This is a genomic window from Pseudomonas sp. NBRC 111133 (genome assembly GCF_001320605.1).
Lineage (GTDB): Bacteria > Pseudomonadota > Gammaproteobacteria > Pseudomonadales > Pseudomonadaceae > Aquipseudomonas > Aquipseudomonas monteilii.
In genome coordinates this window covers 1-16,336 of sequence record NZ_BCBJ01000130.1, presented here as the reverse complement: position 1 = coordinate 16,336, position 16,336 = coordinate 1, and the positions used below count along the sequence as shown (strand labels likewise).

Genomic DNA, 16,336 nt, shown 5'->3' with positions numbered 1-16,336 from the left:
GGAGCTTTTTCCGCGTCATGGAGGACATCATGCAAGGCACCAACGCAGCGGTTAGCGACAACCGCGGATACAAATGGATAGCCAGGGAAATAGAGCGGCTGGACCCTGAAAAGGACTTTGCCGAAATCTGGCGGCTGTCCACAACGTACTATGTGAACGACTTTGTGATGAACCTGGTTTACACGCTGGGCATCCCTGCTTTTACCCAACCGCCGGCGGGCAGCGTCGTGATGGGAGTAACGACAGAAAAAGCCATCAAAAAACCGCAGAAGCGTACCGACGACACCTTGCAGCATTTTTGGACCTGGTTCGAATACGGGCCGGATGATCCGAGGATGCAAGCTTCATTGGCGCATGTGAATCGCGGGCATGCAGCACTTGCCAAGCGTTCCCCTGGTACATTCCCGGCTCGCGATGTGATCTATACCACAGCCTGGATCGGGGCCAACCTGCACCGCTTGCGCCTGAGCGTCGGTCTTCCGGGTTTTACCAAAAATCAGCAAATCGCTTCGCAGCGCTACTGGGCCGCTATCTGCCGGCAATTCTGGAGTGAAGACGGTTTAGTCACTGAGTATCCGGAAAGCTTCGAGGCCATGCTGCAGTACATCGAGGATTACGAAGCCCAGCCATGGGAACAGGTTGAATCCGGGCGAGTGCTGACCGAGGCCATCATCAAGCAATTCGTGGATGCCTACTTCCCAGGCCCATTAGGGTGGATTGGCCGTCAACTCTATCTCTCGTTCCAGCTTCCCACCATCAACGGCTTGATGCAGTCCGGGAAACCTAACCCGATCATGAAGTGGGTGATGCGAAAGGGCCTGTGGTTCGGCTTAACGCTTCAGGAGCGTGTCTTCCCCGACCCGAAATTATCAACTCCAGAAAAGGCGCGCAGGAAACCGGTACGCCCAGGCCAACACATTGATCCGCCTACAGCCGAGGTGAAATGTCCTTTCCCTGGAGCGACTAGCCAACCCTCCATACCGTCCGCCGATTCATCTGGTTGCCCTTTCCACGCTGGCAAAGCGAACGGGGAAGCCAACAATTCCGACTTGAGGACTAACTGATGAGCAAGCCAGAGCATTACAGCCAGTTGCACCTTCAACCGATCGGTGGTGTCAGCCGCGCCGGTAGTTCGGATCGTGCGCTGACCGTACTGAACCCGTTCACCGAGTCCCCCCTCATTGAGATCCCGATGGCCACCAAGGCTGATCTGGATGAGGCCTACCTGGTTGCTGAAATAGCTCAGCTGGCCTGGGCATCGTTGGGGCCTTCTGCACGCTCCGCCGTTCTGCTGCGCGCAGCACAAATTCTCGACGAGCGCCACGACGAGGTGGTCAGCTGGCTGGTGAAAGAATCAGGCAGTACCGTGGTCAAGGCGGAGTTTGAATGGATGGCGGCGAAAGCCATCACCCTTGAGGCTGCATCATTCCCCAACCGCGTTCACGGGCGCATTGTAGAGACGGACATACCTGACAAGGAAAGCCGTATCTACCGCAGACCGCTTGGAGTGGTGGGCGTCATCAGCCCTTGGAACTTCCCTCTGCATTTGACCCAACGCTCTGTAGCGCCCGCATTGGCACTCGGCAACGCTGTGGTTATTAAACCAGCAAGCGACACTCCCGTAACAGGCGGTCTGCTACTGGCCCGCATCTTTGAAGAAGCTGGACTTCCACCTAGCGTTCTGAGTGTCGTGGTCGGCGCTGGAGCTGAAATCGGTGATCCGTTTGTCCAGCACAAAGTCCCGGGTTTGATCTCCTTCACAGGGTCTACACCGGTAGGCCAGAACATCGCTAAACAGGTGGGCAGTGGAAAATACCTCAAGCACGTCGCCCTTGAGCTTGGTGGTAACAACCCCTTCGTTGTGTTGGCTGATGCCGATCTTGAACAAGCCTCACATGCAGCTGTTGTAGGCAAGTTCCTTCACCAGGGTCAAATCTGCATGGCGGTAAACCGCTTCATCGTCGAGGACGCTGTGTACGACCGCTTCGTCGAGCTGTTCATTCAGCGTGTGCGTGGTTTGGCACTGGGTGATCCTGCTGATCCGAAGACCGCTGTAGGACCGGTGATCAACCGCAAACAGTTTGGAGGCCTGCAAAAGAAAGTGGAGCAGGCAAAAGCCGAGGGTGCGCACCTGGCTTATGCCGGTGAATCTTCTGGTTTGGTATTCGCTCCGCACGTGTTCACTGAAGTGCAGCCCTCGATGGAATTGGCATACGACGAAATCTTCGGGCCGATTGCAGGGATCATGCGTGCCCGCGACGCTGAACATGCCCTCGCTCTCGCCAACGACACCTGCTACGGACTATCGGCCGCCGTGTTCTGCCAAGACCTGGAGCGTGGCGCGCAATTCGCTCGCCGTATTCACTCTGGAATGGCTCATGTGAACGATATCCCAGTCGCCGACGCTCCAAATATTCCGTTCGGCGGGGAAAAGAATTCAGGGCTCGGCCGCTTCAACGGTGACTGGGCGATTGAAGAATTTACCACCACCCAGTGGGTATCGATTCAGGTGAAGCCACGCCCTTACCCGTTCTGACAGCGCAGGCTGCGTCTTAACCAAAAAGAGATTTTCAACATGATTTACGTCAATCCTGGACAACCTGGCTCCGTCGTTTCGTTCAAAGAGCGCTACGGCAACTACATCAACGGCGAATTTGTCCCACCTCTCGCAGGCCAATACTTCACCAATTCGTCTCCAGTTAACGGTGCAGTGATTGCCGAGTTTCCGCGATCGGGGGCTGACGATGTAGAAAAAGCGCTGGATGCAGCGCACGCGGCAGCCGATGTCTGGGGGAAAACTTCAGTTCAGGATCGTGCGCGAATCCTGTTGAAAATCGCGGATCGGATCGAGGCCAATCTTGAGATTCTCGCAGTGAGTGAAACGTGGGACAACGGTAAGGCGGTACGTGAAACCCTTAATGCTGATGTCCCACTGGCTGCAGATCACTTCCGATACTTTGCAGGCTGCATCCGTGCCCAGGAGGGCGGAGCAGCTGAGATCAATGAACACACTGCGGCCTACCATTTTCATGAACCGCTGGGTGTGGTTGCCCAAATCATTCCCTGGAATTTCCCGCTGCTGATGGCTGCGTGGAAACTCGCTCCGGCATTGGCTGCAGGCAACACCATCGTCCTCAAGCCTGCGGAGCAGACCCCTCTTTCGATCACCGTGTTTATCGAGCTAATTGGTGATCTGTTGCCGCCGGGCGTCCTTAACATTGTTCAAGGCTTTGGCCGCGAAGCTGGTGAAGCACTGGCTACGAGCACGCGAATAGCCAAAATCGCGTTCACCGGTTCAACGCCGGTCGGCTCTCACATCATGAAATGCGCTGCGGCGAGCATCATCCCGAGCACTGTTGAGCTGGGTGGGAAAAGCCCGAACATTTTCTTTGAAGACATCATGGCGGCAGAGCCAGAGTTCATCGAAAAAGCTGCTGAAGGGCTGGTCCTGGCTTTCTTCAACCAAGGGGAGGTATGCACCTGTCCTTCACGAGCTCTCGTTCAGGAATCGATTTTCGAGCCCTTCATGGACGCAGTACAGAGGAAGATGAAGGCCATCAAGCGTGGCAACCCTCTGGACACTGAAACCATGGTAGGTGCTCAGGCGTCGCAACAGCAGTTTGAAAAAATCCTGAGCTACCTGGACATTGCTCAAGAGGAAGGGGCCGAACTACTCGCAGGTGGCGCCTCCGAAGCCTTGGATGGTGATCTCTCCAGCGGGTACTACATACAGCCTACGCTGCTCAAGGGTCACAATAAAATGCGAGTCTTCCAGGAGGAGATCTTCGGACCTGTAGTTGGGGTGACCACCTTCAAAGATGAAGCTGAAGCGTTGGCCATCGCGAATGACACCGAATTTGGCCTCGGCGCCGGCCTGTGGACGCGCGACATCAACCGTGCGTACAGAATGGGTCGTGCTATCAAGGCTGGCCGAGTATGGACCAATTGCTACCACCTCTATCCCGCACACGCGGCATTCGGCGGCTACAAAAAGTCTGGTGTAGGTCGTGAAACCCACAAAATGATGCTCGACCATTATCAGCAGACCAAAAACTTGCTGATCAGCTACGACATCAACCCTTTGGGCTTCTTCTAAACACAACAGGGGTAGCGGTCAGCTCAATACCTGAGCCCGCCACCTCCCGTTCATACGTTCTAAATCTTAGTTACCAGTCGCGTAGCAAGCACCCGGCTGCGCGTGTGAAATGCCTGAGAGTAAATTGAGGTCATTATGAAAACTACTGTCGCGATCATCGGCGCGGGCCCCTCGGGGCTTTTGCTGGGTCAACTACTTCATAAAGCTGGCATCGACAACGTCATTATCGAAAGACAAAGCCCTGACTATGTATTGGGCCGAATTCGTGCCGGGGTTCTTGAGCAAGGAATGGTGGACCTTCTCCGCGAAGCTGGCGTGGCAGAGCGAATGGAGCGTGAGGGCCTTGTTCATGACGGCTTCGAGTTGGCATTCAACAACAAGCGCGTCCATGTCGACCTGAAAGCGTTAACCGGCGGTAAGACCGTCACGATCTACGGCCAAACAGAAGTAACAAGAGACCTCATGGCGGCTCGGCTCAAGAGCGGTGCCACCACGCTTTACTCCGTGCCGGACGTTGAGCTTCACGAACTGAAATCCGACTCACCCTATGTGACGTTTACCTATAACGGTGAGAACGTACGCCTTGACTGCGCGTACGTGGCTGGATGTGACGGTTATCACGGCATCTCCCGTAAATCCATTCCAGAGGGTGTGCTCAAAGAATTCGAACGTGTCTATCCGTTCGGTTGGCTAGGCGTGTTGGCAGATACGCCTCCAGTGAACGATGAGCTGATTTACGCCAAGCATGAACGTGGATTTGCCTTGTGCAGCATGCGATCACCCACTCGCACACGCTACTACGTTCAAGTTGGTTCGGAAGAGAAAGTCGAAAACTGGTCCGATGAGCGCTTCTGGGATGAGCTAAAGAGCCGGCTTCCCAGCGAAACGGCTGCCAAACTGATCACAGGTCCCTCCATCGAAAAGAGCATCGCGCCCCTGCGTAGCTTTGTCGTTGAGCCAATGCAGTACGGGAACCTCTTCTTGGTCGGTGACGCGGCGCACATTGTTCCACCCACCGGGGCGAAAGGACTCAACTTGGCGGCCAGCGATGTGAGCACTCTGTACTCAATCCTCGTGAAGGCCGTTATGGAGGGACGCAAGGATTTGATAGAGCGTTACTCCGAGGTGTGCCTCAAGCGTATCTGGAAAGCGGAGCGCTTCTCCTGGTGGCTGACGTCGATGCTGCATAAATTTCCGGGCACTGACGAGTTCACGCAGCGAATGGTTCAGACCGAACTGGACTACTTTGTCGAGTCCGAGGCAGGGCTGAAGACGATCGCTGAAAACTACGTAGGGCTTCCCTACGAAGTTATTAATTAAGATAAGTCCTTGTTAGCGAAGCCAAATCAATGGCTTCGCTTCTAGTATTTACAGTTCTGAAAAAGCTGGGTTTCAGAACGGGATATCATCATCAAAGCTGTCATAGTCAGGCGCCGGCTGCGGTGCTGGCTGCTGCGGCGCCGGGCGCTGCTGGGCTTGTTGACGCGGTGCTTGCTGATTGCCCGCATGGCTGTACTGATCGCCGCCCTGTTGCTGTCCCTGCGGACGGCCTCCGAGCAGCTGCATGGTGCCATTTATGTCAACGATGATTTCGGTGGTGTAACGCTTGATCCCGTCTTTCTCCCACTCGCGTGTCTGCAGCTTGCCTTCGATGTAGCATTGCGAACCTTTGCGCAGGTACTCGCCCGCAATCTCAGCAACCTTGCCAAACAGCGATACTCGGTGCCACTCGGTACGCTCGACCTTCTGCCCTGACTGCTTGTCGGTCCACTGTTCGCTTGTCGCCAGACTGAGGTTGGTGACGGCGTTGCCATTAGGCAGGTAGCGGACTTCGGGATCCTGGCCACAGGTGCCGACCAGAATGACTTTGTTTACTCCTCGAGCCATGATGTCTCTCCTCTTCTCGACACGACCTCGTGCCAATTACTGTTGGTAGAGCCGGTGGTAGACGGGGTGACTTGTCGCGCTGGATAGCACCGGCCAGCAAGCCACCTGGCGCGCTAGGCCTCGGACTCTTGGTGCCGCCATTTCAAATACGTCTCGACGCGACTGAATCCAGCAGCTGCGGCATTACGCTCAAGCAACCAGAAATTCTCACCTTCATAGACGAACTCGCGGCAATCCTCGTCGACGCGCCATAGCTCGTCCGCGATCGGGTGTTCCTTCGCCATTTCGCGTTCGAATTCTGCTTCCATAGCGGCTTCAAGCTCCGGATCGATAGGTTCGTCCGGGTCGAAGTCTTCGTGGTAATACTCACCTGGGTGATCTTGCTGTTCCCATTCCTTGTTTGCCCAAGCGCGTTTGATGTCGTCATCAGAGTACCCTCCATACACCATGGAACTGACCAGATAAGCCAGGACGCCCTGGGGGAATTCTGCCGCTTCGAGCTCGAGGAGTTTTTGCACATCGGCGGCGGCGTCGTCTTCAACGCTGTTGATGTAGCGCTCCAACTCGGCGTCTTCCGCTTTACGTTTTTCATGCGCATCACGCGCACGCTCAGTAACAGCCTGTTGATCGATGCGCGCCTGCTCCCGAACCGCCTCCCAGTTCGGCGGCTCGGGGCATGCACCTGTCTGAACCAATGAAGCGTTGATGATATTCAGCAACGCCATGCTTTGCTCTGGAACGGCTTCGGTGACAATAGGATCTGCCGACACGTCCTCAATGACCGGGGAGAGTCCGCGCTTCATACGGCCGCTGCCTACCCGGTCGACGAGATATCGCTCGCTCCATGCCCTGCCCCGGCTTTTCTGCCCTTCCCGCTCCAAGCTCATGGTGTATTTCATGAGCCATTTGTGCATGAACCGCTGACGCTCGGGGGCCATTCGGATCGAGATATCGTGGTAACGCTGATAGAAGGCCTCATCATGGCCACATGCGATGCTGTCACCCTGGTGAGCGACTTCGTGTTCGACCAGGCCGAAGATGTAAGCCACTGTCTCTAGTGGCTTGCTATTGAGCCGTTTGACAATATCGCTACCGATAGCCAAGTAGGTTCGCCCATCCGTCCAAGCCTCGGCAGTGTTCGATTCACCCAGCAGGATTTGCATCCGCTTTTCGCCGTGGCGAAGGGTTCCATCCCTGTATCGTTCTGCCCCAATACATGCGCCGGCATAGTGCTGGAGGCACCACCGCAGCGCTGTCCACGCTCTGCGCGTCTCCTTGTCCAGCGTTTGGCGGTCGTCAACGATCTGCGTTCTTTCGATGAAGGCATCTCGGAACGTGGAATATGCGGCCAGAGCTGGCGCATCAAGCGCTTTTCCACGCCAGAACCATGGAGCACGTTCGCCGCGTTCTTCGAAGGCCTGCGCTGCCTCACTGACGTTGCAAAGGGCGCGATCGAGCGCTTCCTCGAAATCGATGTGATTGTGGCAGCCGAAGCGCTCCAAGGTCTTAGGGTGGACGATTTGAATCAGACCTTCACGAGCAATTGCCTCGCCCTTGGGAATATCGTCCCCATGCTCGATTAGTGTGTATGTTCCCTTGTGCCAGTTGAATGCCTTGAGTCGGAACTCCATGAGCGTGATGTGCCGCTTGCCAGGGAGCAGCGTGATCACCTCCTCCTTTGCAAACACTTCACAGATATTCTCGTCACCGCTGAGCAACGATCGCGCCGATTTTTCCCGACGGGCTTCGGTCTTACGGTGATCCCCTAGCTTTGCGGATACAGCCTCGGCCAGGCGCCTGAACTCTTTGGCGATCGGTTTCCATACGGGGCAGGTTTTGCGCAGGATTTCTGTGCGGGAAACGTTAAGGTTGATTGCCTTTTTCGAGACGATCAGGCCCCCAGCTCCCCAGACATGAGAAGAATCATGTCGAATCAGCACACCTTGGTTGTAGATCGAGACGGGGCCTTCTTCTTTGGCCCGGTAGTAAGCAACGTCGTCCTCGAAATCCCATTTTTCACTGGCCGGATTGCGCGTAATGACACGCCCGTTCAGCTCAACGCTAATGGGCGTGTAACGAACCAAATCGCGTATCTCCTGCACCGCAGACATCAGCTCAAGGTCATTGAGGGCTTCGTACCAGGTGCCGGTGATACTGCACCCGTTAGACGGTTCCTGGAGATCCTCAAGCTTGTAGCTGTACCCCATGACCCGAGTATCAACCTGCATCGACCAGCGATTGGATACCCACTCAGTCCTGGCATGCGCCATGATTTGGCCGCGCCCCAGACGGAACCGCCCGTAAGTCGCATCGCCTTCTTGATGCGGCGTGCCGAATCGGCCGAAGTAGCGCACAACATCCTCACGGCTCGCAAAACCGGTACCGTCGTCGACGCAATCGAATCCAGCCTTGGTCATGGTGAGCCTCACCGTGGTGGCCTTTGCGTCAACCGAGTTCATGATCAACTCGATCACTGCCTTGCCGATGGAACCGGCCTGGCTGTAGATGATGTGATGAATGATCTGCGGGTCAAGCTCAAAAGGTAGAAGCACGAGGCACCTCCTTCATGGGTTTCGGAATGGTTGCAAAGCACATCTCAGCGCATACGGCGGCGAGGACGATCCGGGGTTTCACACCCAGCCCTCACCTGTTGCGCGATCCATTCGATTTGGGGTGTGTCCAGTCCGAACCGCTGGGCGTAATCGTCCCGGTGCTGGTCGAGATCTTTGGCAAACTCTTCCGAATTGAAGTCTCGGCCTACACCCCGCAGGAACCGGCCGGCACCTTCTCTGCCTTTGTAGGTGGGATGAGAGCCATCCAGGATCAATTTCACTTCCTGGAGCAATTCGTCGTGGTTGAAGGTTTCAAGTGACATATTGCTAATTCCGTATAATGGCTTGAATACAGAATATAGCATACAAGAAAAGGCCTGTGCCCTACCCTTTCGCACTCTGTAAAAACAGCCATTCAGGCTGTTGCTAGTAGCAACATTCAGCTGTTGCTACTAGCAACACTTGGAAAGATCCGCCCGGCGCACTAGGCGGACCAGGCGTCTACCTAGATCAGCATTGCCAATTGCCCGGTGGACTCGACCAACGAAAAGGACTTTTCGCCCAGAAGGTCACTCAACAGCTTGGTCACGGCATCGTCATCGCAGTCATAGTAGGCATCGTCCAAGAGGTTGGAGAGATCCTGAAGCTTCAAACCGTTCTCAATGGCCATCAATAGGAGCCGAGGATCGATGCGGTCATATTTCCCGGCAATTTCCAAGGCTGGATGGTGATAGGCGTTGTTGGCCATGAAGAAGGCGTAAGCAAATCCTGCTGGTGTCACGCTACGTGCATTCTTCGTGGCCAGGCTGCTCCCACCGTACTGCGTGTGCATTTTTGAGCCCTCGGTGGGATGGACCGGTGCAACGGGTAAGTCTGCGTTGAAGCGGCCCCATATGAGGGTTTTCTTCGTGTAAAGCTCGCCGAGATCGCAGGGGTTGAAGCTGAGGCGCCACGGTGGAAGACCAGCTAGCTTCTCGATTCGACCTACTGGATTTTCAATCGCCCAGATCGACGGCCGATAATACTCGACCAGTCGCAGAGTCTGATGAACCAGCTCTATTGAGGCCGCAGTGCGCCCATCGAGATCCTTGGCTGCAAAGTGCCTTGCCCCTGAGTTCGCAAAATCAGTGCAAGGGCAAGCTGCGATGATCGCGTACACCTCTGCCCCTTCGAAGTCGCCGAAGTACTCCATGAAGAACTCAACGTCGAATTTGCTGACGTCACCCAGCTCCGGGTTGTCTTGAATATCAAACCGGTATACCTGGTAGCCGGCCTCAACCCAAGGGTCCGACCATTGCCCGCTCTTATCAAACAGCGACAGCACAACTTTATCGCTGTTATCGCCCGTCGAACCTTGAGACACAGCCTCTTGTCTCCAGGTGCTGATGACATCAGCAGCATCGTCCAGGGACAGCATGCCGTGAGTCCGAGCCTTGGCGCTGAGTCGGATAACCTCTCTTGCCAAAGGGGCTGTGAATAGGCGATGAACGCCCTCCTCCGACATTTGCTGAAGAACTGAAGCATATGGGGTCACAAATTGGCTCACTGGAATTGGTGTGAGTGAGCGCTGATGCTCTGGGGCACTGCTTGGGGAAGATCGGACGGGAGAAAAACCATTCATGCTCTTGCTCCTAGACTGGTGGGCCTGCAGGGGAGGTAGCCGCGTCGCCTGCAGGATGTCTAACACAAGAACATTTTACACGTACGTACGTACGTATTCAATGATATTCATTCGAGTGTGCCACGCTGGCCCGAGTTACATTGTCTGGTACTTTTCCATGTGGCTAAGCACTACTTGTCTATCAGCATGCACCAACGAGCACGCGGTAAAATCCCCCTCCCACACAGCGGTCGCCCATGTTCCATCAAGCCCTGCTTGCCAGAATGCACCCCACTCGCCGCTTGGCAGCTCTAGCAAGAGCCAGTCTGGAAACGGACATTGCCTGGCCAGGCTCAGAACGTACCTGACGTGATGTGGTTCACTAGGCATTCCCATGCGTTTCGCTCCGTTAGCTGATTGAACCCACCCCGATCGGGGCGGGCTTGGCCATGCTCAATTTCGCGTGCCCTGTGTCGCAAATTCAGAAGCATCAATCGAATCAAGGAAAGCTGCGAGCTTGTCCATGATTTTCTGAGGGTCCACTTCCTTATCGATCTTGAATTCAAGCTTGCGCCCATTCAAACGAACTGAGCCAACCCCTTGCAGCTTCCGAGGTTCTGCCATCATGGGCTTAGGACCGCTACAAGCAGCAAGCTTCTGCCCAATCATGCGAAGCGCGGCCTCCTGGCCAGTCCCCTTCTCGGCCATTTGAATCACAATGCGATGGACGATGTTCACATCCGCCTTTGAATGCTCTACAAACTTTTTCGCATAGTTCGCTGTAATCAAGTGGGGTTTGGTGTTCAGAATTTCCTTGATCTGTTCGGGCAGCTGAATAAGGTCAAGGCAGCGGTTCACGACTGTGTGATCTACACCAAGGCGTCGAGCCAATGCCCGCTGGCTTTTATCAGCGCCTTTCAGCATGTATCGCTGATAACTCACAGCTTTTTCGTAATCAGTGAGCTCATTTTGGAGGTTGTCGGTGATTGCCAAAAGCATCGCCATGTCGTCTGACATTGGCTTTACATGAGCCATGATTTTGTCGCGACCCAGCATTTTGTGAGCCCGCCACCGGCATTCACCGCCGATAAGCTCGAAACGCTCCCCTACAGGCCGGATTGTAATCGGTTTACCCAGGCCCACAGAGTCAATCGAGCCAGCGAGCTCTTCAAGCTTGGCTTGATCGAAGAACATCCTTGGCTGATACGGCGAGGGATCGATCAGCTCAACCAGGACCTCCTCGAGCCATTCGTCCTTGAGTATGAGTTGACCTTCTTGAGCGCCTTGAGCAATGAGATGCTTGTTATCAGCCTCATGCTCAGATCCCATGGCTTGCTGGAGCATCGCCGCCCTGCTGCCACGGCTACCTGTGGTTGGCGGCATTTCCGTAGGCTTGCGCAGTGATGCCATTGCCGTGCTTGGCTTGCCTGGGTAGTCGGTGGATTTCATTAATCACCCTCCTGTGTTGCTACTAGCAACACTCCAATCTGCTGTTGCTACTAGCAACAAAATCGTTGCGTGTTGCTAGTAGCAACACCTTTGAGAATATGAGCCCTGTTGCTAGTAGCAACACTCACTCTTGGGGCTGAGCAGCAACACGGCGGATCTTCTCCAGAACCTCGGCATGCACTGCGCGAGCGTTTTCGATGGTGTCCCGATTAGCACCCTTCCAGAACATCAGGGGGACACCGTCATCGAGGGAGTTCACATAGTCTGCAGAGTGATAAATCTTTTCCTCTGTCACGCGACCTGGGAAAAGCTGGTTCAGTCTGTACAGGTTGTTCAACATCCGAGGACGCCCCTTTGCAAACATGGTCGGCACAGCTACCAGTTCAGGGGCGAAACCGTATTCGCGTGCGAAACCAGCGCACCAGTCATGCAGTCGCAAGATCGCCTTGAATGAGAATTTGTCCATTCGAACTGGGCTCATGAGCAGATCGCTTGCCGCTACCGAGTTCTTGGTCAGGCGCGAGCCTGCAGGGGCGTTATCGAAAATGATGACGTCGTATTGCGATAGGTCGCAGCCTGAAATCTTGCCGGCTTTACCATCTTCAACCCACTTCGCGTACCACATATCCGAATTATTGGCTGCGTCCAACGCCACGCCCAGGTCTTCCAGCGATGCGTCGGCTGGGATCAGGTGGGGGCCATTTTCACCAAAGGGTTTCTTGATGACTTCATCAAGCGTTTTGGGTTGAAACGAACGCATGCGAAGCATTGGGCTGATCAAGTGGCCGAGGTGACCATCAACGATGCGGTCAGCAGGAATTCCAAGCTCCAGCAGATCTTCTGGAGTAGCGTCCGGGTCGTAGCCGAGCATGCTCGACGTATCACCCTGGGGATCATTGTCGACCAAAAGAACGCGCAACCCGGCGAGAGAACAGGTAATGGCCTGGCCGACCGCTGTGGTGGTTTTGTTGGTGCCACCCTTCGAGATGTAGGTGGACATGACCACCTGGCGCGCCAAGCCCTTCAAGTGACCAAGTTCACGGCGAAGTGCTGCCAAATCGAAAAGGTCCGATGGCGTATAAACCCGGGAGGTCACGGTTCCGCGCGGCACACGACGGATCTCGATGTTGTTCGATTCTTCGATGTCTTTCAGGCGCCGAGTCGTAAGGCCAAAGCAGTCCGCGGCGAAACGGGGCGTGAAAAACAACTCATTGAAATCCACGTAGGTTGCAACATCTTCGACCATTTCCACATTCGAGTTCATAGCACTTCTCCGTTTTGCTGTTGCATTCAGTATAGATCCTGAATTCCTGTTGTAAACCGTGGAATTCAGGTTATTTGCATTTTTTAGCCTGAATACCTGAACCTGTAGGCCGATTGTGTTGCTAGTAGCAACGATATTGGCGGCCCAAGCACTCGCGCAGGCGCCTACGCCGCAGCAAGCGAAGGCTGAGAGCATCTGAAAGGGGAGGGGAAGGGGATTTGTGGCAATAAGGCGCTAAGCAGGGCTCATTGCGAACCCGCTTTGAGGGGTTACTTCGTGGGCGGAGTTGACTCGATGCCCCACATCATCTCAAGTGCCTGCTCGATCAAGAATGACATAGCAGTGTTTTGTTCGAATGCCTGCTTGCGAAGGCGCTCATGGTAGTCGTCGCGCATGGTGATCGTTTTGGCGCTCCGCTTGGGTTGCGAAGGTGCTGGCGCAGCGTCTTTACGTGATGCCATGAACAGGCCCCCATATGGATTGAAGTCGCGACAATGATAAACCGTTTGCTTATTTATAGATACGTACGCACGTACAATGCGTACGCATCATTTAAGCCCCTTACTGCTGCTCAACCAACCTCGCACCGCGGCCGTCATTGGCGCCACGCTTCAAGTCGGACAGCTGTTGGATAGTGTCCTGGAGGTTGCGCAAGACATATGCAGGAAAGCCTGGTTTACCCTCGGAATGACGCACTTTCAGATCGTCGATGTGGTCACTATCGAATCCCAAACGAGTAAGGCTCAAATCATCGCCCTCTACTAGGGCACGATTTGCGGAGATCATTACTGAATGGGCTTCTTCCAGTTTTTCGATTTCATCATCGATATGGAGGGTATCGTCGCGATCAACGGACCATAGCGAAATGCGCTTCATGATATTGCTCCTAGACGCTTGGTTAGCCTGGTAGCCGCCAGGCACAACTCGGTGGGTTTCCTTACACACACTATACGTATGTACGTACGCATGCAACACTATTTGTCGGCGATATACGACGACTCGGCTAGTTTTTCTATCGGGTGTCGCGGTTTGCTGAGACATTTAGCTGGAGCCGACGCCTCCGTGCGCACTCTTTTGAGCAGCCAGCAAGATCAGCCAAGGCCTGGTCAGACATCGCCCCCTGCAAATGGTCGAAGTTAGCGATTGCTGATCGCTTGAAGGTGGGCTTCTCCAGTTGCTTCATACGCTTGATGACGAAGTAGGCCGATACGCCAGCGAGCTCGGCGATTTCAGCCACAGGGCGCTTTCCTAGAAGATATTGATACTTGAGAAGGGCAGGGGGGGTGGACTCGGCGAGGGCAAATCGCTCTTTGCCAATCTTGAGCCTGCGCCGCCGAACAGCTTCCGTGCTGCAGTCAGCTAATTCAGCAATGGCCTGGTCAGTCCGTTCCCCCATCAAATGATCGTATTGCTCAAGCCTAGATCGCGCCGGCATTCAACCCTCCATGTCTCGCTTTTCAAGCGCAGCGAACCAATCCAATTCCCCTTTGGCAGCCAGCTCCTCGAGGAGCGATTGCTCATCGCGCGTGTAGAACACGATCCGATGAGGCTTAACACTGGTATCCAATCCCATGTGATAGTCCGGCAACAGGTCACGCTGAATGATCTTGCGGATCTCCGCTCTGTAATGGGTGAGGCTCTGTTTTGAGCCACATTTTTGCTGCAGCGCAACAATGTCCGCGGCCCAAATCATCTTGCTTCCCAAGTGCTTACGAGCGAGTTCATACAACCGCCGTTCAAGAGGCATCCGCAGCCCAAAGTAGCGCCGATCAATGCTCATCACTTCAAAATGCAGGAAGGCGTTGTAGATCCACTCTGACAGCACGACTTCGCATTCCAACACGCCTTTGCCATTGGATGCGGTCTTGGTGACGGTGTAGTCCTCGATCCAGCCAAATCCCTTGGTCTGCTCTTGACCACCAGTGACGATATTGGTTTCGAGCTGAGTCCCTTTTAATCGCCGAAGCATGTCCAGGACGTTCGAATACGCGTTTCCACCAGGATCGCGGGATGTACCTGTCAAAAAATCGTACGTGTCGAACTTAACCCGCTTGGAAATTGGCATCCCTGCTTTACGTGCCTCGATGATCTGCGATCCGAGGAACAGCAATAGGTCTTTGTCGAAAACGGTGGCGGCACCGATCACTGGCGGGATAATGCGTACACGCTTGTTCGTACCGGGCTGGCTGTATTCACGAACGCTCGTATCTGGTTTGGTCGACAAGCTGAAAAGCGGAAACTCCATGCTGGCCAGGTCATCCTTAACTGGCCACTCGACAATGTTCGCCTGGAACATGTCGGTCTGTACGTAGGGTACTACGTTCGCCTTTCGCCCTCTCTTGAGTGGCTTATCATCGTCCGCTGCCATATCGGCCATCTTCATCTCGATCATTACGCGTTCCCGCCATTGTACACAGGTAGATAGCGACGCTTGTGCAGTTGCCGACTCACCCTGTGTATCAGTTTTGTGCAGGCCTCATCCGAGGCCAATACGGTTCGTATTTCACCGACACCGTGCTCTCCGCAGATACCCCAGTTCCTCATTGCCACGGTGTGACCGATCAGATCAACGAGGATCCGCAGCTCGTAGAAACGCGCACCACGTTCCCATCTCGCGTAGTAGGGTTGGTTGAGGTAGCTGGTTGCAGTCGTTATCATGTCCGAACCCAGACGCTCCTAGACGAGTTCATTTCTGGTAGAAGCCCGGAACCGGTAGCCGCCGACCGGGCTTCGCTCTGCTTACGGCAAGACTTTATCGTCGTAGAGCATGACCATCTCAGCCATTACACACAGTTCCCCCTGCACCTTGGCCATCAAGCCGCGGCAATCGCCTCGCTCCAGGACACCTGCATCCCACAATTTGCATAGCTCCGCATAGCTGTAAGTCTGCATCGGCCAATCACAATGCCGAACGAACGTCCAACCATGGCTATCCCGAAACTCACGGGAATATGAAGCGCCCATGATCACAAATTGTCGGCCATTAACCTTCACCGTTGGAACAGTCGGGACCTTGTCGCCCGCCTCTGCGAACGCTGCAGGGCAAACAGCACCATCCCAGCGGTGAGAGTCAAGCTTATGCAGGTGGACAACGTCACGATGACTGGCCCGAAAGAAACTCGATTCCCACGGAACGAACTCACACCAGCAACGCTGTTCAGCGCTTTTCAGCCAGGCCTGCACAACTATTGAGCCGACGCCAGGAACATGGATGCCCAAGGTTTGAGAGCGCGGTGCGCGGCGCTGCTTGAAACGGCATCCATTCAAGCCACCAGCGTCTGCAAGGAATGACAAATCCGCCCATTGATCCATGGATACAGGCAATGCCGATCGCCACATAAACGAGCCAGCTTGAACGGTGTCGGTACCGCAGCGCTTTTCCTGAAGCAATGCTTGAAGACAAGATTCGATGCTCTGGTCGAACAGCGGTCGGACTTCGGCGGGTACGTCATGCGATCGGGCAGATGCAGTGTCGAGCATCGCCTTAT

The 16,336-nt window shown here is 54.8% G+C and carries 15 protein-coding genes; 5 read left to right on the top strand and 10 right to left on the bottom strand.

What is annotated here, in order from left to right; translation table 11 throughout:
- Positions 1-29: 29 nt before the first annotated feature.
- The 4 genes from APH36_RS27925 to pobA all read left to right on the top strand — a co-directional run bounded on the left by APH36_RS27925 (position 30) and on the right by pobA (position 5,416).
- Positions 30-1,064: an oxygenase MpaB family protein gene (locus APH36_RS27925; RefSeq protein WP_023094434.1), complete on the top strand. Its 1,035-nt coding sequence runs from the start codon at positions 30-32 to the stop codon at positions 1,062-1,064.
- Positions 1,064-2,536: an aldehyde dehydrogenase family protein gene (locus APH36_RS27920; RefSeq protein WP_060501519.1), complete on the top strand. Its 1,473-nt coding sequence runs from the start codon at positions 1,064-1,066 to the stop codon at positions 2,534-2,536. Before APH36_RS27925 ends, APH36_RS27920 begins: the two co-directional genes overlap by 1 nt.
- A 39-nt stretch (positions 2,537-2,575) precedes the next feature.
- Positions 2,576-4,096 carry an aldehyde dehydrogenase family protein gene (locus APH36_RS27915; protein WP_019486330.1) on the top strand — a complete coding sequence of 507 codons (1,521 nt, stop codon included), beginning with the start codon at positions 2,576-2,578 and terminating at the stop codon, positions 4,094-4,096.
- 135 nt (positions 4,097-4,231) lie between these two features.
- Positions 4,232-5,416, top strand: coding sequence for a 4-hydroxybenzoate 3-monooxygenase (pobA, locus tag APH36_RS27910; RefSeq protein ID WP_003137454.1), 1,185 nt, complete (start codon positions 4,232-4,234; stop codon positions 5,414-5,416).
- Between the two features lie 72 nt (positions 5,417-5,488).
- Here the strand turns inward: pobA and APH36_RS27905 are convergent, their stop codons facing one another.
- Both APH36_RS27905 and APH36_RS27900 read right to left on the bottom strand, forming a co-directional pair.
- A complete protein-coding gene (locus APH36_RS27905; protein WP_054903648.1) occupies positions 5,489-5,983 on the bottom strand; it encodes a single-stranded DNA-binding protein in 495 nt (164 codons plus the stop codon).
- A gap of 113 nt (positions 5,984-6,096) precedes the next feature.
- Positions 6,097-8,535, bottom strand: a complete 2,439-nt coding sequence (locus APH36_RS27900; RefSeq protein WP_054903647.1) for an ATP-binding protein — start codon at positions 8,533-8,535, stop codon at positions 6,097-6,099.
- 14 nt (positions 8,536-8,549) lie between these two features.
- Here APH36_RS27900 and APH36_RS27895 point away from each other — a divergent pair, with 14 nt between their 5' ends.
- On the top strand, positions 8,550-8,855 hold the full coding sequence (locus APH36_RS27895; RefSeq protein WP_054903646.1) for a hypothetical protein: 306 nt from the start codon (positions 8,550-8,552) through the stop codon (positions 8,853-8,855).
- Positions 8,856-9,040: 185 nt separating this feature from the next.
- Here the strand turns inward: APH36_RS27895 and APH36_RS27890 are convergent, their stop codons facing one another.
- The 8 genes from APH36_RS27890 to APH36_RS32220 all read right to left on the bottom strand — a co-directional run.
- Positions 9,041-9,952: a DNA cytosine methyltransferase gene (locus APH36_RS27890; RefSeq protein WP_232895396.1), complete on the bottom strand. Its 912-nt coding sequence runs from the start codon at positions 9,950-9,952 to the stop codon at positions 9,041-9,043.
- A 636-nt stretch (positions 9,953-10,588) separates the two neighbouring features.
- Positions 10,589-11,584, bottom strand: a complete 996-nt coding sequence (locus APH36_RS27880; RefSeq protein WP_054903644.1) for a ParB/RepB/Spo0J family partition protein — start codon at positions 11,582-11,584, stop codon at positions 10,589-10,591.
- Between the two features lie 124 nt (positions 11,585-11,708).
- On the bottom strand, positions 11,709-12,848 hold the full coding sequence (locus tag APH36_RS27875) for a ParA family protein (protein WP_054903643.1): 1,140 nt from the start codon (positions 12,846-12,848) through the stop codon (positions 11,709-11,711).
- Positions 12,849-13,117: 269 nt separating this feature from the next.
- On the bottom strand, positions 13,118-13,309 hold the full coding sequence (locus APH36_RS31930) for a hypothetical protein (RefSeq protein ID WP_125854362.1): 192 nt from the start codon (positions 13,307-13,309) through the stop codon (positions 13,118-13,120).
- 100 nt (positions 13,310-13,409) lie between these two features.
- The gene (locus APH36_RS27870; protein WP_014003931.1) at positions 13,410-13,724 is read right to left on the bottom strand and encodes a hypothetical protein; all 315 of its coding nucleotides are present in this window, start codon (positions 13,722-13,724) and stop codon (positions 13,410-13,412) included.
- A gap of 136 nt (positions 13,725-13,860) precedes the next feature.
- Complete coding sequence (locus tag APH36_RS27865) at positions 13,861-14,283, bottom strand: hypothetical protein (protein ID WP_054903642.1); 423 nt, start codon at positions 14,281-14,283, stop codon at positions 13,861-13,863.
- Positions 14,284-15,240, bottom strand: coding sequence for a replication initiator protein A (locus APH36_RS27860; protein WP_054903641.1), 957 nt, complete (start codon positions 15,238-15,240; stop codon positions 14,284-14,286).
- A gap of 347 nt (positions 15,241-15,587) precedes the next feature.
- Positions 15,588-16,336: hypothetical protein (locus APH36_RS32220; protein ID WP_060501517.1), on the bottom strand; the 749-nt coding region annotated here is incomplete at its 5' end.